This is a genomic window from Allobosea psychrotolerans, assembly GCF_002917105.1.
Classification (GTDB): domain Bacteria; phylum Pseudomonadota; class Alphaproteobacteria; order Rhizobiales; family Beijerinckiaceae; genus Allobosea; species Allobosea psychrotolerans.
Window position 1 is genome coordinate 1 of the sequence record NZ_PQFZ01000023.1, and the last position, 25,945, is coordinate 25,945.

Here is a 25,945-nt window from a genome sequence, read left to right on the forward strand (position 1 = left end):
GTATAACATGATCCATGGACGGTCCCCTCAGGTGATGCTTCGACAACCTCACCTTGGCACAAAGATGCCGATCGGGGGCCGTCCACCCCAACAGGAGCGGCAGCGCTCTACGCCTTCCTGGATTGCTTCGCTCCGCTCGCAATGACGGAGACGGCCAGCCTTACCCTTTCGGGCGCTTGTCGATCACACGCTTGGCCTTGCCGGCGGAGCGCTCCAGCGTTTCGGGCGGCTGGATCAGCACCCGTGTGGTGATGCCGATCGTATCCTTGATCCGCATCACCAGCCGTTCGGCCTGAACGGTCAGGCCGGCGCCATCCCAGAACCCCTCGCGAGCCTCGGCCAGCACCGTCATTTCGTCCATGCGGCCTTCGCGTGTCAGCTCGATCAGGAAATGGCCGGCGCACCAGTCGGTGGCAAGCAGCGCTTCCTCGATCTGGGTCGGAAAGACATTGACGCCGCGCAGGATCATCATGTCGTCGCAGCGTCCGGTCACTTTCTCCATGCGCCGCATGCCGGGCCGGGCCGTGCCCGGCAGAAGCCGGGTCAGGTCGCGGGTGCGGTAGCGGATGATCGGGAAGGCTTCCTTGCTCAGCGAGGTGAAGACCAGTTCGCCCGGTTCGCCGTCGGGCAGCACCGCGCCCGTCTCGGGATCGATCACCTCGGGCAGGAAGTGATCCTCCCAGATATGCAGGCCGTCCTTGGTCTCGACGCACTCCTGGGCGACGCCGGGGCCGATCACCTCCGACAGGCCATAAATGTCGGTGGCGTCCATAGCGAAGGCCTGCTCGATCTCCTCGCGCATCGCATTGGTCCAGGGTTCGGCCCCGAAGAGGCCGAAACGCAGCGAGCTCGCGCGCGGATCAAGCCCAGCCTTGGCGAAGCTGTCCAGGATGGCGAGCATGTAGCTCGGCGTCACCATGATCACTTCGGGCTTGAAATCCGTGATGAGCTGGACCTGGCGCTCGGTCATGCCGCCCGACATCGGTACGACGGTGCAGCCGAGCCGCTCGGCGCCGTAATGGGCCCCCAACCCGCCGGTGAACAGCCCGTAACCATAGGCGACATGCACCATCATGCCGGGGCGCACGCCGGCGGCGCGCAGCGAGCGCGCCATGACGTTGGCCCACATATCGATATCGGCCAGCGTGTAGCCGACCACGATCGGCCTGCCGGTAGTCCCGGACGAGCCGTGGATGCGGGCGAGTTTTTCACGCGGCACGGCGAAAAGCCCGAAGGGATAATTGTCGCGCAGGTCCTGCTTCACCGTGAAGGGAAACCTGGCGAGGTCCGAAAGCTGGCGGAAATCGGAGGGGTGGACACCGGCCGCATCGAAGGACTGACGGTAATGCGGCACGTTCTCGTAGGCATGCCGCAGCGACCATGCCAGGCGTTCGCGCTGGAGCGCCATGATCTCGTCGCGAGAGGCACGTTCCGCCGTGTCGAGCCCGTCCTTCACCGCACCGTCATACGTCATTGCATGAAGCGCCATGGTCGCCGTCTCCTTCCCTCGAACCTATGATCGGATCGCGCTCTGCGGCGCGTTGGCGGCTGGCTCGATGAACGAGCCGCCGATGGTGCGGGAATGGCCGCGGAACTCGGCGATCGTCTTGCCGTCGCTGCTGACGCGGACATCGTAGATCCCGGAGCGGCCGCTGCGCGAGACTTCACGGGCCGCTGCGACCAGACGATTTCCGGCCTTGCCCGGCGCGATATAGGAGATGCTGCAATGGGCGGCGACGGTGGTCTCGCCATACGAGTTGCAGGCGAAGGCAAAGGCGCTGTCGGCGAGTGCGAAGATGAAGCCGCCATGGGCCGTGCCGTGGCCGTTGGTCATGTCCGGCGAGATCGTCATTGCCAGCACGGCCTCGCCTGGCCCGGTCGAGACAATCTCCATCCCCAGCGCCTGGCTTGCCTTGTCGCTGGCCCACATCGCCTGGGCGGCCCGACGCGCGGTCTCCTCCGGAGAGGGAGCGGCAATAGGCGCGCTCACGAGTCGCGCCCGGAAAAACGCGGCGGTCGCTTCTCCATGAAGGCGCTCACCCCCTCGCGGTAATCGGGCGTGCGGCCGGCCTTGCGCTGGAAATCGCGCTCCAGATCGAGCTGCTCGTCCAGGCTATTCTCTTGCGCGGCATCGAGCGCCTGCTTGATCAGGCTGAGGCCCTGCGTCGGTTGCGTCGCAAGATGCGCGGTCAACCGTTCGGCCTCTTCCTGCAGGGTCGCGTCCTCGACGGTTTTCCAGATCAGGCCCCAGGCTTCGGCGGTCTCCGCCGGAAGAGGTTCCGCCAGCATGGCGAGCCCGCGCGCCCGCGCAGGCCCGACCAGCCGAGGCAGGAAGAAGGTCCCGCCCGAATCCGGCACAAGGCCGACCTTGACGAAAGACTGGATGAACTTTGCCGAGCGCGCGGCCAGCACGATATCGCAGGCGAATGCGACATTGGCGCCGGCACCGGCGGCGACGCCGTTGACGGCGCAGACCACCGGCTTGCGCAGGGCGCGCAGCCGCCGCACCAACGGGTTGTAGAAGGCTTCGATCGTCGCGCCGAGATCATGCGGTCCATCGCCGCCGAGACGGTCGCTCAGATCCTGTCCGGTGCAGAAGCCGCGGCCGGCGCCGGTCAGCAGAACCGCGCGGCAGCGCTCGTCAGCACCGGCCTCGTCGAGGGCCGCGGCCAAGGCCTGGTGCATGGCTTCGTTGAAGGAATTCAACCGTTCCGGGCGGTTCAACGTCAGCTTGGTCCAGCCGTCGCGCTGGTCGACGAGAAGCACGGGCTCCAAGCCTGTCTTCGGCTGCATCTCTATCCTCCCTGGAGTCGGGCTCTTGAGAGCCTCTTGAATTAACCGGTCGATCGGTTAATCTTTTACGCAAGGAGCTCGCTTGTCAACCTGCGAACGCAAGGCTCCGCTGACCGGGAGGACACAAAGCCATGACCGCGATCCTGCAAAGCTACGCGCTCGACCAATGGTTCGAAGCCTCCACCGGTCTCGTCGACATTCCCAGCGCAATCGATGGCCGGGTTGTCGCGCGCGCGTCCAGTGCCGGGCTCGACTTCGCCGCTATGGTTGCGCATGCACGCGGCATCGGCGGACCGGCGCTGCGGGCGCTGAATTTTCATCAGCGGGCCGATCTGCTCAAGGCGCTGGCGACCTATCTCAACACGCATAAGGAGCCGCTCTACGCTCTGGCTGCCGATACCGGCGCGACGAAGCGCGACAACCTGATCGATATCGACGGCGGCATCGGTACGCTGTTCGCCTATGCCTCGCGCGGGCGCCGGGAACTGCCGAGCGAGCGTTTCGTCGTGGAAGGCGCGAGCGAGGCGCTGTCCAAGGGCGGCAGTTTTGTCGGCGTCCATGTGCTGACCCCGCTCCAGGGCGTCGCCGTCCATGTCAACGCCTTCAACTTCCCGTGCTGGGGCATGCTGGAAAAGCTCGCGCCCGCCCTGCTCGCCGGCGTTCCCGTCATCACCAAGCCCGCGACGGCGACGGCCTATGTCACCGAGCCCGTCATCCGGCTGATCGTCGAGTCCGGCATCCTGCCGGCAGGTGCGCTGCAGTTCGTCTGCGGCGCGACCGGCGACCTGCTCGACCATCTCACGGGGCAGGACGTGCTCTCCTTCACCGGCTCGCTTGGCACGTCGGAGAAGCTGCGCAACCATCCGGCCGTCTCGCGCAACGCCGTACGCTTCATCGCCGAGCGCGATTCCCTCAATGCCGCGGTGCTCGGCCCGGATGCAGGTCCCGGCACGCCCGAATTCGATCTCTTCGTGAAGGAGGTCGTGCGTGAGATGACGGTGAAGGCGGGCCAGAAATGCACGGCGATCCGCCGCATCTTCGTTCCGCGCGAGCTGGAGACGGTTGTCGGCGAGGCGCTGACCGCCCAGCTTGCCGCGATCAAGCTCGGCGACCCGCGTCTCGATGAGGTCCGCATGGGTCCATTGGTGAGCCTGGCCCAGCGCGAAGACGTCCGCGCAAAGGTGGCGCAGATCGCCGGCGAGGCCGAGATCCTGTGCGGCGACACGGCGGACGGCGCGGTGATCGGCGGCGATATCGCGACGGGAGCCTTCATGCAGCCGGTGCTGCTGCGTTGCGCCAAACCGCGCGAAGCCCGCCATGCGCATACGACGGAAGCCTTCGGCCCCGTTGCGACCTTGATGGGCTATGACAGCCTGGATGAGGCCGTCGCGCTGGTGGCGATGGGCGAGGGCAGCCTGGTGGCGTCGGTCTTCACCTATGACCAGGCGGTGGCCGAGGCGCTGATCTTCGGCATGGCCTCCTATCATGGCCGCCTGCTCGTCATTGACCGCGACTGCGCCAAGGAATCGACCGGCCACGGCTCGCCGCTGCCATATCTGCTCCATGGCGGTCCCGGTCGCGCCGGTGGGGGCGAGGAGCTCGGCGGCCTGCGCGGCGTGTTCCACTATATGCAGCGCACGGCCTTGCAGGGCTCGCCCGGGCGCCTCTCGCTGCTGACGGGCAATTGGATCAAGGGCGCTCCCGCGCCCGTTGCGGCAACCCACCCTTTCAAGCTGGACTTCGACGCCCTTACCGTCGGCGATACGGTGGAGACCGGTGCGCGCGCGATCACGCTCGACGACATCGAGCACTTCGCCCATTTCAGCGGCGACACCTTCTACGCGCATATGGACGAAGAGGCAGCCAAGGCGAACCCGTTCTTCCCGGGCCGCGTCGCCCATGGCTATCTCATCCTCGCCTTTGCAGCGGGGCTTTTCGTCGATCCGGCGCCGGGACCGCTCCTGGCCAATTACGGCCTCGACAGTCTGCGCTTCCTCAAGCCGGTCTCGCCGGGCGACACGATCCGCGTCCGCCTCACGGTCAAGCAGAAGCAGGCGGCACGAAAGCCGGAATATGGCGAGGTGCGCTGGGACGCCGAGGTCTTCAACCAGGATGGCGAGACCGTCGCGCGTTACGAGTTGCTGACGATGAGCGCGCGTCGCGGCGTAGTCGAAGATCTCCGCCTTGGCGGCGTACCGGTCCAGTAGACCTTGCCTCTGATCCGCTCCGCTTTCAGCGGCGAGAAGAAGCTCTCCATGGCGACGTTGTCCCATTGCGGTCGTGATCGGGCGAGCTCTGGTCGCACGCGAATGCCCTCCGCTTATCGAGTCGACGCGGCGCCTATTCGGAAGCCGCGATGACCCGTTCGAGCAGGGCCATGGCGGCGGCGCCGTCCGCTGCGTGCGGTGCTGCGGTGGCTTCGCCCCGCGCGGCCCGGACGAAGTCGCCGAGCAAAGCGTGATAGCCCTTGTGATCCTCATTGGCGGCGGCGGTGAAATTGGGCTCCCAGACCAGCGTATCCTGCCCATCGATCAGGCTGGCCTCGGGTTTCGAGACCTTGAAGGGCGGATTGCGGAAATAGCGGACCTCGTGGAGGTTGCGCACCTCGACGCGGGTATGGTCGCCCATGACCTGCCACCATTCCATCGGCGTGCCGCGCGATTGGTGCGTACCCATGACGAGCGTGCCGATGCCGCCATTGGCGAAGCGGAAGTCGACATGGAGCAGCAGCTTGCCCGGCGCCAGTTCGTGCCGCCTTGCGCCGACCGAGGCGACCTGTCCCATCAAATGCGGCACCAGATCGAAATAGTGCACGCAATGATGCAGATAGAAGCCGCTATAGTCCGGGTTATTGGCGAAGTAGGTCGGCGCGGTCATGTACTGCCCGAGGAAGCTCGCCGTTTCCCCGAACTCCGTCGAACCGATGACATTCGCCGCGATGCGATTGGCCGTCGAGTAGCGCTTCATGAAGCCGAGTACGACCGGCACCTTCCGGCTTGCCGCAGCTGCGGCCAGTTCGGCGGCCTGCCTGGCCGTCGGCGCCGGCGGCTTCTCGATGAAGAGCGGCAAGCTGCGCGCGATGGCGGCGAGCCCGATCTCGTGATGCAGGCCGGGACCGACGGCAAGCCCGACAGCGTCGAGATCGTCGCGCGCGAGCAGGTCGCGCCAGTCGCGCAGACGGCTGGCCTCGGCGACGCCATAGCGCCGACCGGTTGCGTTCAGCCGCCCCTCATCCGTGTCGCAGAGCGCGACGATTTCGACATCATGCCGCGTCAATTGCGGCAGCAGCATTTCGTTGGCGTGGGTGCCGCAGCCGATCCAGCCGACGCGTAGCGTGCTTGTCCGGGATGCGGTCATGCGGTCCTCCCGGCGAAGGTCAACGCTGCCTTGAGGAAGGCGATGCTGGCGGCCAGCGGCTCGTCCTCGTTCTCAGTCGGGGCCCGCCATTGGGCGAGCGGCGTGCCGGCCCGCTCATCGCTGCGCCGGAAGGGTTCGAGCACGATCGGCCCGCGATAGGCGACGTCGCGCAGGGCGCGTGCGATCGCGGGCCAGTCGATATGGCCGGAGCCGACGAAGCCGCGGTTGTTCTCGTTGGCCTGGAAATGCACGAGCTGCGATCCGGCTCTGCGAATGGCGTCAGCGAGATCGAATTCCTCCATGTTCATATGGAAGGTGTCGAGCATCACGCCGACAGCGGAGCTGCCGACGCGCTCGACGATTTCGAGGGCGTGGCGGGTCGTGTTGCAGATGTCGGTCTCGAAGCGGTTGAGCGGTTCGACGCCGAACAGGATGCCGGAATCGGCGGCGCGGCGGCCGGCTTGCGCGAGCCCGGCGACGATGGCGTCGATGCGGCGCTTGCGTTCGCTCTCATCGACGGGGGCGGGCGCCCGGCCTGCGAAGACCAGCGGGGCGCCATAGAGCGGGCCGCCGACGATGGTCGCACCCAAGGCGGCGGCGATATCGATGCAGGCTTCCAGATAGGCGATGCCGGCCTTGTGCGCGCCGATCTCGGCGCTGGCGAGGTCGCGGGTGAGATTGACCCGGGCGGCCAGCACGCAGGACAAGCCGGCGTCCCTGATCGCTGCGCGGGTCTCGCCGAGGTCGAGCTCACCCGGCTCAGGCACTAGGAGCTCGACGACATCGGCTCCGGCCTGCTTGATCCGTTGGAAGCAGTCGAAATGCTCGCGCGCGAAGGGGCGCGCATAGAACATCGAGATCACCCCGATGGAATTCGTCATCATGATTTCACCGCTCCGGCCGTGAGTCCGCCCACGAGCCGCCTTTGCACCAGGAGAAAGAGGAAGGTGACCGGCAGCGCGATCAACGTGCCGCCGGCCGTGAGAAGGCCCCACTGGATGGTGAATTCGCCGATGAAGAGCTGCAGCGCGACCGTGACGGTGCGCACTGCCTGGCCCGAGAGCATCATGGCGAAGAGATATTCGTTCCAGGAGGTGATGAAGATGTAGATGCCCGCGGTGACGACGCCGGGCATCAGCAAGGGCAGGATGATGAGGCGGATGGTCTGGAGGCGGCTGGCACCATCGATCATCGCCGCTTCGTCGAGGTCCTTGGGGATCGCGTTGAAATAGCTCGTCAGCATCCAGATCGCGAAGGGGATCGAAAAGGTCGAATGGCCGAGAATGACGCCAAGAAAAGTGTCGATCAGCCCGAGCCGCCGCATCATCAGGAAGAGCGGGATGATGAGCAGCACGACCGGGAACATGTTGATGACGAGGAAGCCGGTCAGCAGGCCCTGGCGGCCGCGAAAGCGGAAGCGCGAGAAGGCATAGGCCGCCGGGATGCTGACTCCGAGGCCAAGCAGGCTGGCGCCGATCGCAATGATCAGGCTGTTGCCCAGGCTGACGGCGAAGTTCGTGCGTGCGATCAGGTCGCCATAATGCTGCAGCGTGGGCTCGCGCGGCCAATAGGTCAGGGGCCAGGTCGAGAGCTCCGCCTGGGGCTTAAGCGAGGTCAGGATCATCCAGGCGTAAGGGCCAAGCGCAAAGAGGACGATCAGGAGGACGGGAAGCTCGACCTCCAGAATGCGCCGGGCGCGGGAGCGGCGCTCGATCATGTCTCGATGCTCCTCGCGGCCTGCCGGACATAGAGGAAGACGACCCCCAGCAGCAGCGCGGTGAGGATGAGCGCCAGCGCCGCGCCATAGCCGAACTCCATGCTGCTCGAAGCGCGCAGGAAGGCGTAGAGGGGCAGGGTGTGGGTGGCGTAGCCAGGCCCGCCCCCCGTCATGACCAGGATGACGTCGAGCGAATTCGCCACCCAGATCGTGCGCAGCAGCAGGGCGGTGGCGATCACGTCGGCGATTGCGGGCAAGGTGACGTGGAAAAGCTGTTGGGGGGCCGTGGCGCCGTCGATCTCGGCCGCTTCGTAGAGCTCGGCCGGCACGGTCTGCAAGCCAGCCAGGATGGTCACGGCGAAGAAGGGGAAGCCCTGCCAGATCAGGGCCAGCATGATGGCGTAGAGCGCGGTGTCGGGCCTCGCCAACCAGGCGATCGGCGCCGCGATCAGGCCAAGGCGCATCGCGATGTCGTTGATGACGCCGAGGTTGAAGTCGTACATCCAGGTCCACATCAACCCGATGATGACGCTCGGCAGCGCCCAGGGGATGATGACGAGCGACCGCGCCAGCCCGCGCCACCAGAAGCTCTGGTTGAGCAGTAGGGCCGCGGCGAGCCCAAGCAGGAATTGCAGGCCGACGACGCCGATGATCCAGATGAAGGATTGGCCGAGCGAGATCCAGAAGACCTCGTCGCTGGCGATCTTGGCGAAATTGCCGAGCCCGATGAAGCGGGCATTGTCGGGGTCGTAGAGCAGGTAGTCCTGCAGGCTGAGCCAGGCCGTCTGCGCGACGGGGACGAGCACGACGCCTGCCGTGACCAGAATGGCCGGTAGCAGGAACCAGAATGGCATCGCGCCGCGCCCAAGGGGCGGCCTGCCTCTGTCCCTGATGGTGAGCGGAGCCACGATGCGAGCCTGTCGAAACGAGGGCAAGGGGCGGGGGCCGGCCGTCCGGCCGCCGCCGGTCGCGTCAGCCATGGAAATGCTGCTCGATGGCGCGCATCATCTCGTCGGGCTGGATCTGGCCGAGCAGCGCTCTTTGCATGTTGGCCGGCCAGATCCTGGCGATGAAGTCCGGCGTCTTGGGCGAATCGGGCAGCGAGGCTGCGATCGGCAGCGAGGCGGCGCTCGCCTCGACGAAACGCTTGGGGTGCAGCGTCCAGTCCTTTGCCGCCGATGTCGCGATCGGCAATTGTCCGGTGAATTTGTTGAGCACCACGTTGTTCTCCGCGGTGGAGAGGAAGGCGCACCATTTGAAGGCGGCCTCGCGCGCCTTGCTGGCGGCGAAGACGGCGTTGGATTCATCGCCGAAATAGGTCCAGCCTTTGCCATCCGGGCCACGCGGCACCGGCACGGCCGAGACCTTGTCGCCGAGCACGCCGACGATTTCGTTCGCCGAGCCGACATGGTGGATGGTCATGGCCGTGCGGCCGGCTTTGAAGGTATCGACGATCTGCCGGAAGCTGTCGGTCGGCGCCGAGGCCGGCACCACCTTGTCCTTGAGCGTGAGATCGACGAACCAGCGATTTGCGGCGAGCGCTTTCTCGCTGATCATGCCGCCCTTTTCGAAGCTGGCGCCGCCGCCGAGCACGAACGGGCCCCAATGGTCGAACCCGCCGGCGCCGCCGCGCAGGCCGAAGCCGGAGACGTCGGCCTTGGTCAGCGCCTTGGCCGCGCTACGGAAATCCTCGAAGGTCGCGGGTGGCTTCAGGCCCGCCTGCTCGAACAGATCCTGCCGGTAGTAGAGATAGAGCACGACATATTGCAGCGGCAGGTAATATTGCTTGCCGTCGGCGCCCTTGTTGAGCTTCCAGATGTTGTCGGCGATGTCGCTGCGCCCGGCCCAGCCGGCGATCAGGTCGTCGATCGGGGCAAGCGCCTTCATCTGCTGGAAGCGCGCGGCCCAGGACAGGCGCACCATGGCGCAATCGGGACCGTTGCCTGCGACGAGCGCAGCGAAGAGGCGGGTCTGGTAGTCGTTGCCGCCGCCCCAGGGAATGCTCTCCGCCTGTACCTTGATGCCGGGATTCTCGGCTTCGAACTTGGCGACGAGTTCAGCCGGCGAATGCTGCGGATTGTCGAAATGATACCACCAGCGCACCGTCGTCGCGCCCTGAGCGATGGCGGGGCGGGCGAGAGGGGCGGCAAGGGGAAAGGACAGTGCGCTGGCGCCCGCTAACTTGATGAAAGTCCTGCGTTCCATGGTTGGTTTCCTCCGGTTTTTTTATCGTTGAGGTGGTCGGCAAGGTGTCGGCCGCCGGCCGCGAGCATGGCGGCTGCGGCGGCGAGCTCCCGGCTCATGCGCAGGCAGCCATGCACGACGCCGGGAACATGGTCGAAACGGAAGCGCACCCCGGCTTCGCCGAGGCGCCGCGCCAGGCCGATCGTGTCATCGCGCAACGGATCGAGCCCCGCGGCCGAGAGATAGAGCGGCGGCAGGCCCGCGAGATTCGAGCGGACGGGAGCAGCATAGCTCGCCGTGCCGTGGGGCTCGCCGCCGAGGAAATTGTTCCAGTACCAGCGCATGTTCGCACTGGTGAGCAGGTAGTCGCCGCCGCCAAAGGCCGCATGGCTCGGTGTCGAGAAATTGGGCTCGTAGCAGCCATAGAACAACGCCGCGGCCGAGAGGGGCGGCAGGCCTTCGTCGCGCCGGCGCAACAGTGCCGCAAGCGCCAGATTGGCGCCGGCGGAATCGCCTGCCACGGCGATTCGTTCGGCCGGAATGGCTTCGCCCAGGCCGCCTTGCTCGACGAAGGCGATGGCGGCCATGACATCGTCGAGCGGGGCGGGGAAGGGGTGCTCGGGCGCGAGCCTGTAATCGACACCGAGGACAGCGCAGCCTGCTTCCACTGCGAGATGGCGCATGGTGCCGTCATGGGTCTCGATCGAGCCGAAGGTCCAGCCGCCGCCATGGGCGTAGACGATGACGGCGGATACCGCCGCGGCTTCGGGTTGGTAAAGCCTTGCGCGCATGGCGGCGCCCGCAATGGGAATGGCAAAATCGCGCGCCGGGATGGCTGGAGCGCCTGCGCTCCAGGGCAGTGTCGCGGCATCGACGGTCGCGCGCGCCTCGGCGATCGGTGCTGCGCGGAAATCGAAGGCCGGGCCGGTGCGCATGGGCTCCAGAATCGCCCCCATCTGTGGATCGATCCAGGGCTGCATCAGGCGTCTCCGTCGCGCAGGACGATGGTGTCGATGTGCTCCGCGATCGCCCGTGACAAGCCCGCACCGTCGCGGGCCTGGAGCAATGCAAACAGCTCCCGGTGGCGAGCGGCTGTCTCGACCAGCGGGCGGCGATGGCCCGGCGCCCAGAGCTTCGAGCGATGCGAATGCAGCGTGCAGCGGGTCAGGATCTGCTCGAGCGCGTCCAGCCCGGAGAGCCGGAAGATGGTCAGGTGGAAAGCCATGTCCAGCGCGATCAGGGCGTATTCGTCGCCGGCTGCTGCGGCCGCGTCCATATCGGTCTGGATGGCCTGCAGACGCTCAAGAGTGGCGCTATCGACATGCAGCACCGCCCGCAACGCCCCGCGGAGTTCGATGCGGCGACGCAACGCCAGAATTTCCTCCGCCTCCTCGGGGTCGAGCCGGGTCACCATGGTGCCGCGATGGCCGGAGCGGGTGACGAGCCCGTCCTCCTGCAGGCGGAAGAGCGCTTCACGGATGGTGCCCTGGCTGCAGCCATGCTCGCGCGCCATGCCGAGTTCGGTCAAAGCGCTCTCGGGGCGCAGCTCATTGATCATGATCTGTCGCTTCAGCGACTCGTAGACCACGTCGCGTGGCCTTCGGATCAGGCTGGGAAGGGGTGCGTTCATCAATATCGATAATGATAAATGCGACTCCAATGTCAAGCGGTTTGCACGCCGACGTCAGCGGGGAGGGCGGGCCGGGCGGGGCGGAACACGGGCTTCAGCCGGCGAAGGCGAGACCCTCGGGTTTCGGACGGAAGGCCTGAGGGAGGGGGCGGTCTTGGCCCCCTGCGGACACCCGTACAGTTCTCTTCCCGGCAGATTATCCTGGGTGCGCGAGATCGCGTTTGCCGAGCCGTCGCGGAGCTTCGAGTGGGCGAACAACCTTGTTCACAGCCGCATTGCGAAGTGACTCAAGCCGAACGGGCGCAGGAATTCTGCAAGTTGAACAGCATCTGGGCAACGAAAAACTCAACGCTGTCGCCGCGTCGCCTAGGGCCAATGCTAAGTCATCGAGAAGAATGGGCAGCATTCAGGACAAGGTTGCGAACACCTATACGATTGAAATACACATGATGAACTTGAGAGGCCAGACGACATAGACGGGCGGGCGCGAGGCGTCAGGTGACGATCCGATTCAGCCATTGGCTGAATGGTGATCTCAAGCTCCGCGGCGCCTGCCGAGCTTGAGATCACAGCTCTGTTTGCTCTGGAACGAGAAGCGCGTCCTCTACCTCGATATCGCCGGACAACCCGGTTTGGCCGCAGTGAAGGGCAGTTCCGGCCGAATGGAAGTGCCATCGAATACCGTCTCGAACGCGGCGCAAGCTTGCAAGACCCCAAGATCGTCGAAGCGGCGGCCGACGACCTGCAGGCCGACGGGCAGGCCCGAGCGCGTGAAACCGCAAGGGATGCTCGCCGCCGGCTGCCCCGACATGTTGAAGGGGTAGAGGAATTCCGACCAGGCGAGCCAGTCCCATTCGTGCTCCGGCCAATGGGCCGGCTGGACGCGCTCGACGGGGAAGGCCGCGACCGAGCAGGTCGGGGTGATCAGGAAATCGTAGTCCTCGAGAAAGGCCGACATCTGCGCGACATAGGCATATTTGCGCTCGCGCGCATTGATGTAGTCGGCCGCCGTGTAGCCAGCGCCCTCGCGGATGCAGGCGACGAGGTCGGCGCCCATCCTATCCGCCCAAACGTCCAGCAGGGGCGCGCGGCGGCCCCAAAGCACGCTCCAGAAGAAGCGCCCGAGCTCGGGGCCTAGCGGCCCCCAAACCGGCTTCGTCTCGATGATGTCCGCGCCGAGCTCGTCGGCGAGGAGGCTCGCGGCGCCGCGAACGATCGCCGCGATCTCGGGATCGACCCGCGCATGGCCGAGATCGGGACTGAAGGCGATCCGCTTGCCCTTCATCGAGGCGGCAAGCCTGTTCAGATAGGGCGCGGGCTGCGCCTCGCAGCAGGTGTGGTCGAGCGGGTGGGGTCCTGCCATCACCTCGAGCATCAAGGCGGCGTCCGCGACCGAGCGCGTCATGGGGCCGATATAGGTCGCATAGTCGTTGTTCGAGACCGGCACATGCGGCACCCGGCCATAGGTCGGCTTGAGGCCGAAGACGCCGCAGAAATGCGAGGGCATGCGGATCGAGCCGGCGCCGTCGGAGCCGAGATGCAGCGGCCCGAATCCGGCCGCCGCAGCAACACCGGCACCGGCCGAGGAGGCGCCTGCGTTCAGCCCTTGCCCCCAGGGGTTGTGCGTGACGCCGGTGACGGGATTGCGGCTCAACCCCGACCAACCGAATTCCGACATGGTCGTCTTGCCGAGGATCACGGCTCCCTCCGCACGCAGCCTGGCGATGACGGGATTGTCCTGCACCGCGACCTTGCCTTTCAGGGCGTGCGTGCACGTCGCCGTTTCCAGCCCGGCGACGTCGTAGGCGTCCTTGATGGTGACGGGCACGCCCTCCAGCCGGCGCGCCGTGCCGGCCTCGATACGGGCCTGCGAATCCCGCGCCGCCGCCAGGGCCTGATCCTCGACCAGCACAGAAAAGGCATTCAGCGTCGGATTCAGCGCCGCGATCCGCTCATAGATGGCGCCGACCACCTCGGGCGGCGTGAGCGACCCGTCGCCATAGGCTTTGCGCAGCGCGACGGCGGACATGTAGCCCGTTTCGGCATGGAGATCGGAAACATGTTTCATTGGCTTCATCCTTGCTTGCGGCCTTCAGCCGTTGATGGGTTGCCCGCGCCTTAGGGCATGCGCGGCGTCCGCAGCCCGGCGGTCTCGCCGCCGTCCACCGTCAGCACGGCGCCGTTGACGTAGCTCGCCTTGTCCGAGAGCAGCCATTCGATCACGTCGGCGACCTCGCCGGGCTCGCCCAGGCGCCCGGCGGGAATGCGCAGCTCGAGCTGGCGCAAGCGCATTTCGTCAGCCATGATTCCGGCCATCATCCGCGTCGCGATCTGGCCGGGGCAGATCGCGTTGAAACGAACCTCGTCGCCGAATTCCAGAGCCAGCGACTGGGTCATCGCAATCACCGCGGCCTTGGAGGCGCAGTAGACAGCCAGCCCCTCCTCGCCGGCGCGCCCCGCCACCGATGCGACGTTCACCACCGATCCGCGCCCGGCCCGGAGTCCGGCGAGGGCATTGCGCGTGAACAGGAAGGCTGAGCGGGCGTTCACGCCCATCACCACGTCCCAATCTTCGGCGGTCGCGGTCGCGAATTCCATGCGGCGGCCGAGCCCGGCATTGTTGACGAGGCCGCTCAGACGCCCTTCACCCAGAGCGAGCGCGGCCTCGACGACGTGCCGGCAATCGGCTTCGCTCGCCACGTCGCCCGCGACGAAATGCGCGCCGGGATGGGCGGCGGCCAATGCCTCGCCCGCCTCGCGGTCGCGGCCGGTGAAGACGACGCCTTGCGGCGACAGGCGCTCGACACAGGCCCGGCCGATGCCGTGGGTGCCGCCAGTGACGATGATCATGATCGCAATCCTTGCTGCTGAGGCCGTTCAGACGCTGGAAAGCCGGCCCCGGCCGTAATCTGCGTAGCGCCCCAGCACGACATCCATCTCCTGCGCCGTCAGGTCGACGATCTCGCCGGCCTGACGGGCGAGGAGATATTGCCGCGCCAGCATGTCGAGCTTCACCGTGCGGCCGAAGGCCTGCTGCAACGTCCTCGCATGGCAGACCATGCCGTGATTGGCCATCAGGCAGGCGTTGAAGCGGGTGCCCAGCGTTTCGACCACGCCGTCGGCGAGCGCCTGCGTGCCGAAAGGAGCATAGGGCGCGCAGGGCACCTCATGGCCGCCGAAAGCGGCGACCATGTAATGGAAGGGCGGCATCGGCCGGCGCAGGCAGGAGAGTGCGACGCAGGCGTCGGGATGGGCATGGATCACGGCCTCGCCGAGTCCGGCCGCGTAGATGCCACCATGGATCGCCCACTCGCTCGACGGCACGCCCGGCGAAAGTGCGGTGCCGTCGAAGCGCGCCAGCACGAAATCCTCCGGTGTGACGGTGGCGCCGTCCGCGCCTGTCGGGCTGATCAGCATGTGCTCGCCGAGGCGGATGCTGATGTTGCCGGCATTGCCAATGCTCAGGCCCGCTGTCTCGATTGCCCGGTAGATACGGCAGAGCTCGGCGCGCGCCTCGGCTTCTGCCACGATGGGTGCGTTCATGCCTGCTCTCCCCGTTCCATGCTCGCAAGCATCGGCAGGAGCATGTCTTCCGGTCCGAGCTTGCCTGATTTCAGGCAGAAGGCGAGGGGGACAGGCCCCTCCGCCAGGGCCTGGGAAATGCCGGGCGCGCGATAGGCGCCCACGCGCAGCGACGTGATGCCGAGCCTGTCGAGAACGGCACCGGAGGTCTCGCCGCCGCAGATCAGGAAGCGCCTCACTCCTATCTGGCGGAACGCCTCCGCGAGCCGCGACAGAACCTCCTCCGCCAGCGAAGCCGCCCGGCGCTGCCCGAGCCGGGCTTGCGCTGCCGCAACGGCCTCAGGCCCGGCGGAGGTCGCGATCGCGACCGGCCCTTCGGCGAGGCGCGGGAGAGCCCAGTCGAGGGCGCTTGCGACCAGCCGGTCCGCATCGCCTTCGGCGAGGTCGAGCATCAGTACGGGACGCTCTCCGCCGAAGATCTCGAGCTGCCGGCGCGTGCGCTCGGCGCAGCTTCCGGCCAGAACGACGCCCGGCCCTGCAACCGGCGCCAGCCGGGGTGCGGGCATTCCTGGGTCGACGAGCGCGCGCTCGCGCCACAACGCCGGATAATAGGCGGCAATCGAGGAGTTGCCGGTCATCAGCGGCCAGTCGACCGTCAGCGCCGCCAGGGCCGCGAGGTCGTCCGGCACGGCGGCGTCGGCCAGCGCGAAGCCGATGCCGGCGGCGACCAGCCTGTCGCAATGCTCTGCCATCGCGTCGAACCCGGCGCGAACCACTTGATGCGGAATCAATCCAACCTTCGTTGGCGTCTGGGCCTGCAAGACGCGAACGAGATCGGGGTCGGTCATCGGCGTCAGCGGATCGTGCCGCTTCGGCGATTCCGAGATCAGCCGGTCGTCGGCGAAGAGATGGCCCTGGAAGACCCGTCGTCCGGCTTCAGGGAAGGAGGGGCAAAAGGCAGTGAGCTTGCTCCCGGTCAGCTCGCGCAGGACATCGGCGCAATTGCCGATATTGCCCGCCGGGGTCGAATCGAAGGTCGCGCAGTATTTGAAGAAGATCTGGCGCGCGCCACGATCGCGCAACCACTGCCCTATCCGCCGGATGTCGGTGGTCGCCAAGGCGGGATCGGCGACGCGCGTGCGGCGCCCGATGACGATTGCCGGCTCGTCCAGGTGCTCCGGCGGCGCTGTGGCGAAAGCGCAGGGCGCGCCGGCCGCGACGACCATCGCCGCAAGTTCGAGGCCGCCAGTCAGATCATCGGCCACCGCACCGAATACCAGGCTCATCGCACTCTCGCTCCCTAGACGCGGTTTGAATATATCATATACTCATATGCGTCCATGGCCTGAAACGAGCCGGGCGGAACGGGGAGATGCCGATGCCGAGGAATGGGGAGGCCGACCGGCAACCAGCGCGACGCGTCCGCGATCCGGCCGAGCTCGCGGAAGTCGCGTTGCGGCTGCGGCGCAAGGTGATCGAGCTGGTCGCGCCGACGGGGCAGGGCTATGTCCAGCAAGGCCTGGGCGCGGCCGATCTGTTCGCCGTTCTCTACTTCGCCGAGCTGCGATTGGATCCGGCCGATCCTGATTGGATATCGCGCGATCGCCTGCTGCTCTCGACGGCGCACAACACCGCGATCTTCTACGCGACCTTGGCCGAACGCGGCCTCGTGCCGGCGGACGCTATCGCTGGTTATTGCAAGGACGGCTCGCCTTTCGAGGTGAATGCCTCGGAGCGCGTCGGCACGGTGATCGAGGCGACCTGCGGTTCGCTGGGGCAGGGGCTGTCGGTCGGGATCGGGATGGCGCTCGCGGCGCGGCGGCGCGGCGACAGCGCCCGAATCTATGTCGTGCTCGGCGATGGCGAGTTGCAGGAAGGGCAGGTCTGGGAGGCGGCCCTCCTCGCCGGCAGCCTCGGCCTCGACAATCTCTGCCTGCTGATCGACGACAACCGCATGCAGGTCGAGGGCCATGTCGACACGGTGGTTAAGCTCGAGCCTATCGCCGGCAAGTTCGCCAGCTTCGGCTGGGCCCAGGACAATGTCGACGGCCACGACATTTCGGCGCTGATCGGCGCGCTCGACCGGGCGCGGACGACGACCGGGCGGCCGAGCTGTCTCGTCGTGCGCACGCTGCCGGGCAAGGGAGTGCCGGCACTGGAAGGCATCCTGGCGCATAATCTGAAGCTTCCCGAAGAGGTTGCCGCGATGGCGCGCGAGGCTCTTGCGACGGAGAACCGGCCATGACGCCCGCTGCACCGCAAACGCTGACGGTCGAGGATTTCAATCAACGCGGGGCAGCGGCCGCGCCGGCCCGGAAATTCTACGGCGAAACCCTGCTCGACCTCGCACGGCAGGATCCGCGGATCGTATGCCTGACCGCCGATCTGACCATACCGACCGAAACCGACCTGTTTCGCGACGCTTTGCCCGAGCGCTTCCATCAGGTCGGGATAGCCGAGGCGAACATGATCGGCCTCGCCGGGGGGATGGCCCGCAGCGGCGAGATCCCGTTCGTGCACTCCTTCTGCGTCTTTGCGACCCGGCGTTGCTACGACCAGATCGCGATGCAGGTCGCCTACCCCAATCTCGCCGTGAAGATCGTCGGCCTCATCCCGGGCCTGACGACGATGCTGGGCGTCTCGCATCAGGCAACCGACGACATCGCGCTGATGCGGGCCTTGCCGAACATGACGGTGATCGAGCCGAGCGGCCCGGCTGCGGTCCCGGCCGCGGTGCGGGCCGCCCTCGCGCATGACGGGCCGGTCTATCTGCGCCTGAAGCGGGCGGACGGCACCGAGGCCGGCGTCGTGGCGGAGGAGGGCGCCTTGCCGCTCGGCCGCATGCGCGTGCTGCGCCAGCCCGGCGAAGGCCTGTTGCTGGCCTGCGGGATGATGGTCGAGGCGTCGCTGGCGGCGGCCGACATTCTGGCGGCCGAGGGGATCGCCGTCGGCGTCGTCGACGTGCCGACGCTCAAGCCGCTCGATCCCGAGATCGCAACACTTGCCTCGGGCCTTCGCGCGGTCGTCACCGCCGAAAACCACTCGATCATCGGCGGGCTCGGCAGCGCTGTCGCGGAGCTGCTGATGGAGTCGGGCGTGCGAACCGGCTTTAGCCGCGTCGGCGTCCGCGACGTCTTTGCCGAGGGCGGTACGACGCCCTATCTGTTCGAGCGCTACGGGCTGACGGCCGAGGCGATCGCGAAGACCTATCGCGAAGCGCGAGGGCGCGGCTGATGAGCGGTGTCGCGTGCCAGCTTGCGGGTGTCGCCTCCGGATTCCAGCAATTGCACGAGCTTGACCCCACCCTGACGCATGTCGGTCTGCACGGCGTCGCGTACGCCCGCGGCATCGCGATCCCGCAGGCATTCGAGAATGCGCAGGTGCTCGTGCCGCCCGGGATAGGTCGGTGCCGCATTCGGGTAATGGTAGTTGAGAAGCGGGCCGTTGCGCATCCAGATATCGTCGAGAATCGCCAGCAACTCGGGCATCTCCGCGGCCTCGTAGAGCCGGTGGTGGAAGCGCCAGTTCGCCCGGACCGCGTCGGACCAGCGCCCCTCCGCCTCGGCGGCGACGAGCTCCTGGTGCAGAGCCGTCATTTGCGCGATGCCGTCCTCGCTGATCCTCGGCGTGGCGTTCTCGGCCGCAAGCCCCTCGAGAAAGAGGCGGATCGTCCTGAGCTCGAGATACTGGGCCAGCGACATATGCGCGACGATGATCGAGCGGCCGTCGATCAGCTCCAGGGCGCGGGCGCGCACGAGCTGCATCAGCGCCTCGCGGATCGGCGTCTCCGAGACATGCATCGATGCCGCGAGTTCGCGGATCTTGAAGCGATGACCCGGCCAGAAGCGGCCCTCCATCAGCGCGATGCGCAGATTGTTGTAGACGATACGCGTCAGGCTGTCGCGCGCGACGGGCTCGATCGCTCCAGCTTGCAGGGAATGGTCTTCTGCGTTCGTCACGCTGCTTCCTCTGGGGCCGAAGTTTTCGGCCAAAGCTCACCCATAAATCAAAAGAACCGGGCCCGGAACGCAAAAAGCACGCGCCGAAAGCCTGGGCCGGCCAAGCGGCGGACCGCGGCGGCTTCGCACGCGAAACACGCTTGCCAAGTTCGATATATCAAATATTCTAGCTGGCAGTAAGGGGATCCTATGCTGCAGTCCGCTGCTCTTTCCAGCCGTTCCGTAGGGATCGAGATCGAAGGCCTCGTGAAGCGGTTCGGCTCCGTGAAGGCCGTGGACGGAGTTTCGCTCGCCGTCGAGCCCGGCGAGTTTCTGGCGCTGCTCGGTCCCTCCGGCTCCGGCAAGACGACGATCTTGATGGCGATCGCCGGTTTCGAATATCCGGACGAGGGGCGCATCCGGGTCGGTGGCGAGGACCTCACCTGGGTGCCGCCGAACCGGCGCAATCTCGGCATGGTCTTCCAGAAATATACGCTGTTTCCGCATATGAGCGTGCTGGAGAACATCGCCTTTCCGCTCAAGATGCGCGGCCTCGGCCGGGCCGAGCGCGAGGAGCGGGCGCGTGCGGCGCTCGCCACCGTGCGGCTCGACGGCTATGGCGAGCGCAAGCCCTCGCAGCTCTCCGGCGGCCAGCAGCAGCGCGTCGCTATCGCGCGCGCCATTGTCTACAAGCCGCGCGTGCTGCTGATGGACGAGCCGCTCTCGGCGCTCGACAAGAACCTCCGCGAGGAGATGCAGATCGAAACCAAGCATCTGCAGCGCGAGATCGGCATCACCGTCGTCTTCGTCACCCACGACCAGACCGAAGCCCTGACGATGGCCGACCGTGTCGCGGTGCTCGACCAGGGCCGGCTCCAGCAGATCGGCTCTCCACACGATCTCTACGAGACGCCGCGGACGGCCTTCGTCGCCGGTTTCATCGGCGAGACCAATTTCTGCAAAGGCAGGGCGCAAGGCGCCGGCGTTGCCGGTCAGCGCATCGGCGTGACGCTCGACGGCGGCGACGTGGTCGAGGCGACGGCGGTCGAGGCCGTCGCGCAGGGCGCGCCGGTGCGGATCGCGATCCGGCCGGAAAGGCTGAGCCTCGGAGATCCGGCAACCGGGCTCGCGGCATGTGTCGAGGAGGCGATCTATGCCGGCAACGCCACCACGCTGCTGCTGGCGTTGCCGTCCGGCCAGTCGATACGGCTGCGCGTGCCGGCGGGCGCGGCGCTTGCCTCTCCCGCGGTCGGCGAGAGGGTCGGCCTGAGCTGGCGGGTCGAGGACGCCCGGGCCTTCGGAGACGCGGCGTGAGCGGCCGCCCCTCCCGATGGCTGCTCGGCGGGCGCCATTACAGCGAGGCGGCGAGCCTCGCCTTGGCTGCACCCTTCCTGATCCTGGCCTTCGTCACCTTCATCCTGCCGCTTGGCTCGCTGCTGCATGAAAGCCTGTTCCTGCCGCAGCCGACACTGGCCCATTACGAGCGCGCGCTGACGGAGCCGGTCTATCTTCGCGTTATGCTGCGCACGCTGCGCATCGCAGCCTCGGTCACGCTCCTGACGCTGCTGCTGGCCTGGCCGCTGGCTTGGCTCATGGCGCGCAGCAGCGGCTTGAGGCTCGCCATCCTCGTCGCCTCGGTGCTGCTGCCGCTGTGGACCTCGGTGTTGGTGCGCACCTATGCCTGGATGGTGCTGCTGCAGAAGAACGGGGTGGTCAACCAGCTCCTGATCGGCGCCGGCATCACCGGCGAGCCGCTGCGTCTGCTCTACACCGAGGGCGCCGTCGTACTGGCGATGAGCCATGTGCTGCTGCCCTTCATGGTGCTGCCGATCTTCTCGGCGCTGCGCGGCATCCCGGAGGACTACAACCGCGCCGCGCAGATGCTGGGCGCATCCGAATGGGCGACCTTCCGCGAGGTGATCTTCCCGCTCTCGCTGCCGGGCGTGACCTCGGGTTGCCTGATGGTGTTCCTGCTGGCGCTCGGCTTCTTCGTCACCCCGGCGCTGATCGGCGGCCCCCAGCAGATGATGATCGCGACGCTGGTCTCGCAACAGGTACGCGAGATGCTGGACTGGTCTTTCGCGGGCGCCCTTGTCGGCGTGCTGCTCGCCTTCGTCCTGCTCATCGCGGTCGCTTTCAAGCGAGCGGTCCGGCTCGATCGCTTCGTGGGGTCGGCATGAGCGCGCCCGAACGCACCCGGCCCTCCCGCCATGCCGGCCGCGCCGCGATCGGGGCGATCGCCTATGCCGTCACGGTGTTCCTGCTGCTGCCGACGCTGGTGATCATGCCGATGTCGGTGGGGCCGGAGCGCTATCTGCGCTTTCCGCCGGACGGCTTCTCGCTGCGTTGGTACGCCGAGTATTTCGGCGATGCCGACTGGATCAGCGCCACGCTGTTCAGCCTGGAGATCGGCGTCGTCGCGACGCTCGCCGCCACGGTCGTCGGAACCATGCTGGCGCTCGCGCTGGTGCGCGGGCGGCTGCCGGGGAAGGGATTGGTGGAGCTTCTCGTCATCGGTCCCGTCATCGTCCCGCATATCGCGCTCGCGGTAGCGATGTTTCTCGTCTTCGAGCAGTTGCGCCTGACCGGCACGCTGCTGGGCTTCGCGATGGCGCACACGATCCTGGCGTTGCCCTTCGTGGTCTTCACTGTGCTGGCGGCGCTCTATCGCTTCGATGCGGATCTCGAGCGCGCGGCGCTGTCGTGCGGGGCAGGGCCGCTGCGCACCTTCCGCCATGTCACGCTGCCGTTGATTGCGCCCGGCGTGGTCTCGGCCGCGCTGTTTGCCTTCATCATCTCCTTTGACGAGGCGGTGGTGTCGTTCTTCATCTCCAACCTCGACCGCAAGACCCTGCCGCGCAAGATGTTCGAGGATATCGACTACAACGTCTCGCCGACTTTGGCCGCCGTCGCGACCATGCTGACCCTTCTGACGATAGCCGCGCTCGTCGGCAGCCACCTGATCAAGAGCCGTCTCGACCGCCGCGCGCGCGCGGCCGGGAGCTGAACCACCCGCCACCGCCGTCCCGAAATCCGAAGGCAACAAAAGGGGAGCCTCGCGATGACCATAGACAGCAAGCTTTCGACGACACGACGCCATGTCCTGGCCGGCGCGCTGGGCGCCGCCTCTTTCGCCATCGGCGGACAGGCGCTCGCCCAGACCAAAGAAGTCATCGTCGCCACCACCGGCGGCCTGATGGAGCGCAGCCTGCAGGAGCATTTCTACAAGCGTTTCGAAGAGCAGACCGGCATCAAGGTCCGCTCGGTGCCAATCGAGCTGCCGGACCAATGGGCCCGCGCCCGCGCCGGCCAGCGCAGCGGCAACATTCCCTTCGACGTCGTCACCGCGACGCCGCCGGACCTGATCCAGCATGCCGACATCCTGGAGCCGATCGATTGCGCCGGCCTGCCGGGCATCGTCGCGCACGCCCTGCCGAATGCCTGCTTCCCGCGCGGCATCATCCGCACGGCCGGCGGCATGGCGCTGACCTGGAGCAAGAAGGCTTTCCCGAAAGGCGGGCCGCAATCCTGGGCCGATTTCTTCGACACCGCCAAATTCCCGGGCCCGCGCTCGCTGCCCGATACCGGCGACCGCGAATGGTGGGTGCCGCTCGCGGCGCTGCTGGCTGACGGGGTGGCGCCGGACAAGGCCTTCCCGCTGGATCTGGACAGGGCCTACAAGAAACTGGACGCGCTGAAGCCCCAGATCGCCGCCTGGTGGAAGAGCGGCGACAACGCCATGCAGATTATGCGTGGCGGCGACGCCGTGATGATGATGGTTTATTCCAGCCGCTCCGTGCCGCTCGCCAAGAGCGGGGAGTTCGACTTCACCTGGAACCAGGCGATCCGGGACGTCGGCAACTGGGCGGTGCTCAAGGGCAGCCCGAATGTCCAGAATGGCATCAAGTTCCTCGATTTCTTCGTGCAGGACGGCAAGGAGCATGTGGCCTTCAGCGAGAAGGTCTCCTTCGATTCCAACAACCGCGAGGCGCCGAGCCTCGTGCCGCCGGAGGAGCGCCGCTTCCGTCCGTCCTGGCCCGACAACTGGTCGAAGCTGGTCATCGCCGATTACGACTGGATCGCGGCGAACCGCAACGCGCTCCGGGAGCGCTGGGTCACCTGGCTGACGAAATAGGCCCTGCCGCACCGGCGCCGCCGACGCGGCGCCGGCCACTTCGCCAAGGTTGCCGTCGATGCTCGTAAATTACCCTGATGCCGCGCACTGGCCGGTCGATCCGACGCGCCGGGATCTCGTCGAGGAAATGCGCGCCAGGCCGCGCGGTCCCCATAGTCACGACCTGCAGCGGCTGCTCCATCGCATGCGATGGACCGGCGTCGGCAAGCGCTACGTGCTGATCACCCTGGAGCCCGGCCGCCGCTGGATGCTGGCGCGGCTGCCCGGGCGTCGCGGGGTGCCGATCGAGACCTTTCCCAATCGTGTCTTCACCAGCCTGGCCGAGGCCGAATGGGCCGTCTTCGCGATGCGCTGGGAAGCGCTGACCGGGCAAGAACTGGACTGAGAAGGCACGTCGTCATGAGAGATACCACCGCCGTTCTCGGCTATGCCTGGCCGCTCGTCGTCTCGCCGGGCGAGAGCGTTTCCTTCCATCTGTCGAGCCCGGGCCTGACGCAGGCGCAGGCGAAGATCGTTCGCGTCCGCTGCGCCGATCCCGACCCGGATGGGCCGGGGCTGAAGCTCGAAACGCCCGGCACGCCCATCGATGGGCCGGTGGCGCTGAAGGATCAGCCGATCCATCCCGGCGCGGCCGCGATCATCGCCGATGTGCCGGCCCTGTCGCCCGCGAGTTTCTCGGCCGGGTGCTTCATCTGGCCGACGGCGCCGCTGGGCCGCGAGCAGAGCATCCTGGCGCGCTGGCGTGCCGATCTCGGGCAAGGCTGGCGGCTCGGACTCGACGAGGACGGCCATCTCGTCTTCGAGGTTGCGGGCGCCGATGGAGGCCTCACGCTGCGGGTCGCCAGGCCGGCTATCGAGCGCGAATGGCTCTTCGTCGCCGCGAGTTACGAGGCGGCGTCCGGTGTCGTGACGCTGACCCAGCGCAGCCTCGATCCGCAGGGTGGTCGCGATACCAGCGGCCATGTCGTTGGGCACGGGCCGAAGACGGTAGCCTGGCCGCGGGATACGGCGCTCGTCTTCGCGGCGCAGGCGCGCGAGGCCGGCTCCGACCCGCTGACCGAAGCGCATTACGACGGCAAGATCGACCGGCCACGGCTCTTCTCCACGGCGCTGGCGGAAGAGGAACTGCGCCGCGCCTGCGAGACTCTCGCGCCGCTCCCGAGCGATCCGCGCCTCGTCGGGGCTTGGGATTTTTCGCGTGAGATGGCGGGAGACGCCATCCGCGACGTCTCGACCAACCGTCTCGACGGCCGGCTGCGCAACATGCCGATGCGCGCCATGACCGGCGCGAACTGGGACGGTTCGGTGGTGCAGTGGCGCGAGCGGCCCGAGCTCTACGGGGCGATCCATTTCCACAGCGACGACATGGCCGATTGCGGCTGGGAGCAGGGACCTCAATTCACGGTGCCCGCCGACTGGCGCAGCGGTTTCTATGCGCTGAGGCTGACGGCGCGGGAGGGCAGCGAAGACCCCGTCGAAAGCTATGTCTCTTTCTTCGTGCGCGCTCCGCTCGGCCAGGCGAAGTCGAAATTGGCGCTCGTGGCCTCTACCGCGACCTATCAGGCCTATGCCAACAGCGCGCTCAGGCTCGACCAGGTCCATGCCGAGGCGATGCTGGAGGGCGTGATCGCGCTCTCGCGGGACGACGCCTATCTTCAGGAGCATCGCGAGCTCGGCCTCTCCACCTACGACACGCATAGCGACGGCAGCGGATGGTGCTATTCGACCGCGAAACGGCCGATCCTGAACATGCGCCCGCTCGGCAACACCTTCAACTACGTCAACGACACCCACATCATCGACTGGCTCGAAGAACTCAGCTTCGATTACGATGTCATCACCGATTGCGACATCGACCGGCACGGCGCCCAGCTGCTCAAAGCCTATGACTGCGTGATCACGCCGTCGCATCCCGAATATTACAGCCTCAACATGATCGAGGCCTTCGACGCCTATCAGCGCGGCGGCGGGCGGCACGTCTATCTCGGCGGCAACGGCTTCTACTGGCGCATCGCCTGGCACCCGACCAACCCGCATGAGATGGAGATCAGGCGCGGCATGAGCGGGCTGCGCACATGGGAAGGGGAAGCGGGCGAGAACGGGCTGTCCTTCACCGGCGAGCCTTCGGGTCTCTGGCGCACGCATGGGCGGCCGCCGCAGCGGCTCGTCGGCGTCGGTTTCGATGCGCAGGTCTTCACACGCTCCTATCCCTATGAATGGCTGGAGGATGCGCGCGATCCGCGCGTCGCCTGGCTGGTCGAAGGTGTCGACCTGGCCCAGCCCCTGGGCGATTTCGGCCTGCGCGGTGGAGGTGCCGCCGGGCTTGAGGTCGACAGGGTCGAGCCCGCTCTGGGCACGCCGCCGCATACGCTGCGCCTCGCGACCGCGGACCAGCTCGATTATGGCGGCGTCCCGACGCTGGAAGAGCTCCGCACCCTCCATCGCGGCGTCATGGGAGACCAGAACGCGCTCGTGCGCGCCGATCTCGCCTTCTTCCCGACAGCGGCGGGAGGAGCCGTGTTCTCGACGGGCTCCATCGCCTGGGCTTGCGCGCTGACCTGCTACCGCTACGAGAATTCGGTGAGCCGGGTGACGGAGAACGTCCTGCGTCGCTTCCTCGATCCGGCACCGTTCGAGGGCTTCGACGATTGATCCGATGGCGGCCGGCT

Annotated in this window: 24 protein-coding genes; 9 read left to right on the forward strand and 15 right to left on the reverse strand. The window is 67.0% G+C overall.

All coding sequences use genetic code 11. From position 1 onward, the window contains the following. Positions 1 to 160 precede the first annotated feature (160 nt). The 3 genes from paaK to paaG are packed head-to-tail and all read right to left on the reverse strand — an operon-like array spanning position 161 to position 2,793. Positions 161 to 1,489, reverse strand: coding sequence for a phenylacetate--CoA ligase PaaK (gene paaK / locus CYD53_RS25700; RefSeq protein ID WP_103720943.1), 1,329 nt, complete (start codon positions 1,487 to 1,489; stop codon positions 161 to 163). Between the two features lie 24 nt (positions 1,490 to 1,513). After that, entirely contained in the window at positions 1,514 to 1,930 is a 417-nt protein-coding gene (gene paaI / locus CYD53_RS25705; protein WP_103720944.1) for a hydroxyphenylacetyl-CoA thioesterase PaaI, read from the reverse strand. A gap of 56 nt (positions 1,931 to 1,986) precedes the next feature. After that, positions 1,987 to 2,793 carry a 2-(1,2-epoxy-1,2-dihydrophenyl)acetyl-CoA isomerase PaaG gene (gene paaG / locus CYD53_RS25710; protein ID WP_103720945.1) on the reverse strand — a complete coding sequence of 269 codons (807 nt, stop codon included), beginning with the start codon at positions 2,791 to 2,793 and terminating at the stop codon, positions 1,987 to 1,989. A 131-nt stretch (positions 2,794 to 2,924) separates the two neighbouring features. Here paaG and paaZ point away from each other — a divergent pair, with 131 nt between their 5' ends. After that, positions 2,925 to 5,000 carry a phenylacetic acid degradation bifunctional protein PaaZ gene (gene paaZ / locus CYD53_RS25715; RefSeq protein ID WP_103720946.1) on the forward strand — a complete coding sequence of 692 codons (2,076 nt, stop codon included), beginning with the start codon at positions 2,925 to 2,927 and terminating at the stop codon, positions 4,998 to 5,000. Positions 5,001 to 5,133: 133 nt separating this feature from the next. On the opposite strand, the gene CYD53_RS25720 is transcribed toward paaZ, so the two are convergent. The 11 genes from CYD53_RS25720 to otnK form a co-directional block, all read right to left on the reverse strand. After that, a complete protein-coding gene (locus CYD53_RS25720) occupies positions 5,134 to 6,150 on the reverse strand; it encodes a Gfo/Idh/MocA family protein (RefSeq protein WP_103720947.1) in 1,017 nt (338 codons plus the stop codon). After that, complete coding sequence (locus CYD53_RS25725; protein ID WP_210202434.1) at positions 6,147 to 7,034, reverse strand: sugar phosphate isomerase/epimerase family protein; 888 nt, start codon at positions 7,032 to 7,034, stop codon at positions 6,147 to 6,149. The genes CYD53_RS25720 and CYD53_RS25725 overlap by 4 nt, the downstream gene beginning before the upstream one ends. Next, on the reverse strand, positions 7,031 to 7,867 hold the full coding sequence (locus CYD53_RS25730) for a carbohydrate ABC transporter permease (RefSeq protein WP_103720948.1): 837 nt from the start codon (positions 7,865 to 7,867) through the stop codon (positions 7,031 to 7,033). The genes CYD53_RS25725 and CYD53_RS25730 overlap by 4 nt, the downstream gene beginning before the upstream one ends. Then, complete coding sequence (locus tag CYD53_RS25735; RefSeq protein ID WP_245928436.1) at positions 7,864 to 8,847, reverse strand: carbohydrate ABC transporter permease; 984 nt, start codon at positions 8,845 to 8,847, stop codon at positions 7,864 to 7,866. Before CYD53_RS25735 ends, CYD53_RS25730 begins: the two co-directional genes overlap by 4 nt. Beyond that, entirely contained in the window at positions 8,840 to 10,072 is a 1,233-nt protein-coding gene (locus tag CYD53_RS25740) for an ABC transporter substrate-binding protein (protein ID WP_103720949.1), read from the reverse strand. The genes CYD53_RS25735 and CYD53_RS25740 overlap by 8 nt, the downstream gene beginning before the upstream one ends. Continuing rightward, positions 10,045 to 11,031 (reverse strand): alpha/beta hydrolase, encoded by a 987-nt coding sequence (locus CYD53_RS25745; RefSeq protein ID WP_103720950.1) that lies wholly within the window; start codon positions 11,029 to 11,031, stop codon positions 10,045 to 10,047. Before CYD53_RS25745 ends, CYD53_RS25740 begins: the two co-directional genes overlap by 28 nt. Next, positions 11,031 to 11,681, reverse strand: coding sequence for a GntR family transcriptional regulator (locus tag CYD53_RS25750; protein WP_103720951.1), 651 nt, complete (start codon positions 11,679 to 11,681; stop codon positions 11,031 to 11,033). Before CYD53_RS25750 ends, CYD53_RS25745 begins: the two co-directional genes overlap by 1 nt. Before the next feature lie 604 nt (positions 11,682 to 12,285). Next, entirely contained in the window at positions 12,286 to 13,749 is a 1,464-nt protein-coding gene (locus tag CYD53_RS25755) for an amidase (protein ID WP_103720952.1), read from the reverse strand. A 50-nt stretch (positions 13,750 to 13,799) separates the two neighbouring features. Then, entirely contained in the window at positions 13,800 to 14,531 is a 732-nt protein-coding gene (locus tag CYD53_RS25760; protein ID WP_103720953.1) for an SDR family NAD(P)-dependent oxidoreductase, read from the reverse strand. A gap of 27 nt (positions 14,532 to 14,558) precedes the next feature. Further along, a complete protein-coding gene (locus CYD53_RS25765) occupies positions 14,559 to 15,224 on the reverse strand; it encodes a class II aldolase/adducin family protein (RefSeq protein ID WP_103720954.1) in 666 nt (221 codons plus the stop codon). After that, the gene (gene otnK, locus CYD53_RS25770) at positions 15,221 to 16,489 is read right to left on the reverse strand and encodes a 3-oxo-tetronate kinase (protein WP_103720955.1); all 1,269 of its coding nucleotides are present in this window, start codon (positions 16,487 to 16,489) and stop codon (positions 15,221 to 15,223) included. The genes CYD53_RS25765 and otnK overlap by 4 nt, the downstream gene beginning before the upstream one ends. A 92-nt stretch (positions 16,490 to 16,581) precedes the next feature. Here otnK and CYD53_RS25775 point away from each other — a divergent pair, with 92 nt between their 5' ends. Both CYD53_RS25775 and CYD53_RS25780 read left to right on the forward strand, forming a co-directional pair. Beyond that, entirely contained in the window at positions 16,582 to 17,448 is an 867-nt protein-coding gene (locus CYD53_RS25775) for a transketolase (protein ID WP_181012032.1), read from the forward strand. Continuing rightward, a complete protein-coding gene (locus CYD53_RS25780; protein ID WP_103720957.1) occupies positions 17,445 to 18,437 on the forward strand; it encodes a transketolase family protein in 993 nt (330 codons plus the stop codon). The genes CYD53_RS25775 and CYD53_RS25780 overlap by 4 nt, the downstream gene beginning before the upstream one ends. On the opposite strand, the gene CYD53_RS25785 is transcribed toward CYD53_RS25780, so the two are convergent. Next, positions 18,410 to 19,162, reverse strand: a complete 753-nt coding sequence (locus CYD53_RS25785) for a GntR family transcriptional regulator (protein ID WP_245928437.1) — start codon at positions 19,160 to 19,162, stop codon at positions 18,410 to 18,412. The two genes, CYD53_RS25780 and CYD53_RS25785, sit on opposite strands and share 28 nt — an antisense overlap. A gap of 192 nt (positions 19,163 to 19,354) precedes the next feature. Between CYD53_RS25785 and CYD53_RS25790 the strand changes: the two genes are divergently transcribed. The 6 genes from CYD53_RS25790 to CYD53_RS25815 are packed head-to-tail and all read left to right on the forward strand — an operon-like array spanning position 19,355 to position 25,928. Continuing rightward, entirely contained in the window at positions 19,355 to 20,455 is a 1,101-nt protein-coding gene (locus tag CYD53_RS25790) for an ABC transporter ATP-binding protein (RefSeq protein ID WP_425428347.1), read from the forward strand. Further along, positions 20,452 to 21,321 carry an ABC transporter permease gene (locus CYD53_RS25795; protein WP_103720959.1) on the forward strand — a complete coding sequence of 290 codons (870 nt, stop codon included), beginning with the start codon at positions 20,452 to 20,454 and terminating at the stop codon, positions 21,319 to 21,321. The genes CYD53_RS25790 and CYD53_RS25795 overlap by 4 nt, the downstream gene beginning before the upstream one ends. Next, the gene (locus CYD53_RS25800) at positions 21,318 to 22,148 is read left to right on the forward strand and encodes an ABC transporter permease (protein WP_103720960.1); all 831 of its coding nucleotides are present in this window, start codon (positions 21,318 to 21,320) and stop codon (positions 22,146 to 22,148) included. The genes CYD53_RS25795 and CYD53_RS25800 overlap by 4 nt, the downstream gene beginning before the upstream one ends. Before the next feature lie 54 nt (positions 22,149 to 22,202). Then, the gene (locus tag CYD53_RS25805) at positions 22,203 to 23,276 is read left to right on the forward strand and encodes an extracellular solute-binding protein (protein ID WP_103720961.1); all 1,074 of its coding nucleotides are present in this window, start codon (positions 22,203 to 22,205) and stop codon (positions 23,274 to 23,276) included. A 58-nt stretch (positions 23,277 to 23,334) separates the two neighbouring features. Next, positions 23,335 to 23,661, forward strand: a complete 327-nt coding sequence (locus CYD53_RS25810; protein WP_103720962.1) for a N,N-dimethylformamidase alpha subunit family protein — start codon at positions 23,335 to 23,337, stop codon at positions 23,659 to 23,661. Between the two features lie 14 nt (positions 23,662 to 23,675). Further along, a complete protein-coding gene (locus CYD53_RS25815; RefSeq protein WP_181012033.1) occupies positions 23,676 to 25,928 on the forward strand; it encodes a N,N-dimethylformamidase beta subunit family domain-containing protein in 2,253 nt (750 codons plus the stop codon). Positions 25,929 to 25,945: the final 17 nt, after the last annotated feature.

Bases quoted from the DNA above. Each gene is read 5' to 3' on its own strand.
- CYD53_RS25720 (WP_103720947.1), bottom strand. From the start codon at position 6,150: ATGACCGCATCCCGGACAAGCACGCTACGCGTCGGCTGGATCGGCTGC.
- CYD53_RS25775 (WP_181012032.1), top strand. From the start codon at position 16,582: ATGCCGAGGAATGGGGAGGCCGACCGGCAACCAGCGCGACGCGTCCGC.
- CYD53_RS25735 (WP_245928436.1), bottom strand. From the start codon at position 8,847: ATGGCTGACGCGACCGGCGGCGGCCGGACGGCCGGCCCCCGCCCCTTG.
- CYD53_RS25745 (WP_103720950.1), bottom strand. From the start codon at position 11,031: ATGCAGCCCTGGATCGATCCACAGATGGGGGCGATTCTGGAGCCCATG.
- CYD53_RS25760 (WP_103720953.1), bottom strand. From the start codon at position 14,531: ATGATCATCGTCACTGGCGGCACCCACGGCATCGGCCGGGCCTGTGTC.
- paaI (WP_103720944.1), bottom strand. From the start codon at position 1,930: ATGTGGGCCAGCGACAAGGCAAGCCAGGCGCTGGGGATGGAGATTGTC.
- CYD53_RS25780 (WP_103720957.1), top strand. From the start codon at position 17,445: ATGACGCCCGCTGCACCGCAAACGCTGACGGTCGAGGATTTCAATCAA.
- otnK (WP_103720955.1), bottom strand. From the start codon at position 16,489: ATGAGCCTGGTATTCGGTGCGGTGGCCGATGATCTGACTGGCGGCCTC.
- CYD53_RS25725 (WP_210202434.1), bottom strand. From the start codon at position 7,034: ATGATGACGAATTCCATCGGGGTGATCTCGATGTTCTATGCGCGCCCC.
- CYD53_RS25755 (WP_103720952.1), bottom strand. From the start codon at position 13,749: ATGAAACATGTTTCCGATCTCCATGCCGAAACGGGCTACATGTCCGCC.
- CYD53_RS25815 (WP_181012033.1), top strand. From the start codon at position 23,676: ATGAGAGATACCACCGCCGTTCTCGGCTATGCCTGGCCGCTCGTCGTC.
- CYD53_RS25765 (WP_103720954.1), bottom strand. From the start codon at position 15,224: ATGAACGCACCCATCGTGGCAGAAGCCGAGGCGCGCGCCGAGCTCTGC.
- paaG (WP_103720945.1), bottom strand. From the start codon at position 2,793: ATGCAGCCGAAGACAGGCTTGGAGCCCGTGCTTCTCGTCGACCAGCGC.
- CYD53_RS25805 (WP_103720961.1), top strand. From the start codon at position 22,203: ATGACCATAGACAGCAAGCTTTCGACGACACGACGCCATGTCCTGGCC.
- CYD53_RS25810 (WP_103720962.1), top strand. From the start codon at position 23,335: ATGCTCGTAAATTACCCTGATGCCGCGCACTGGCCGGTCGATCCGACG.
- CYD53_RS25730 (WP_103720948.1), bottom strand. From the start codon at position 7,867: ATGATCGAGCGCCGCTCCCGCGCCCGGCGCATTCTGGAGGTCGAGCTT.
- CYD53_RS25800 (WP_103720960.1), top strand. From the start codon at position 21,318: ATGAGCGCGCCCGAACGCACCCGGCCCTCCCGCCATGCCGGCCGCGCC.
- CYD53_RS25740 (WP_103720949.1), bottom strand. From the start codon at position 10,072: ATGGAACGCAGGACTTTCATCAAGTTAGCGGGCGCCAGCGCACTGTCC.
- paaZ (WP_103720946.1), top strand. From the start codon at position 2,925: ATGACCGCGATCCTGCAAAGCTACGCGCTCGACCAATGGTTCGAAGCC.
- paaK (WP_103720943.1), bottom strand. From the start codon at position 1,489: ATGGCGCTTCATGCAATGACGTATGACGGTGCGGTGAAGGACGGGCTC.
- CYD53_RS25750 (WP_103720951.1), bottom strand. From the start codon at position 11,681: ATGAACGCACCCCTTCCCAGCCTGATCCGAAGGCCACGCGACGTGGTC.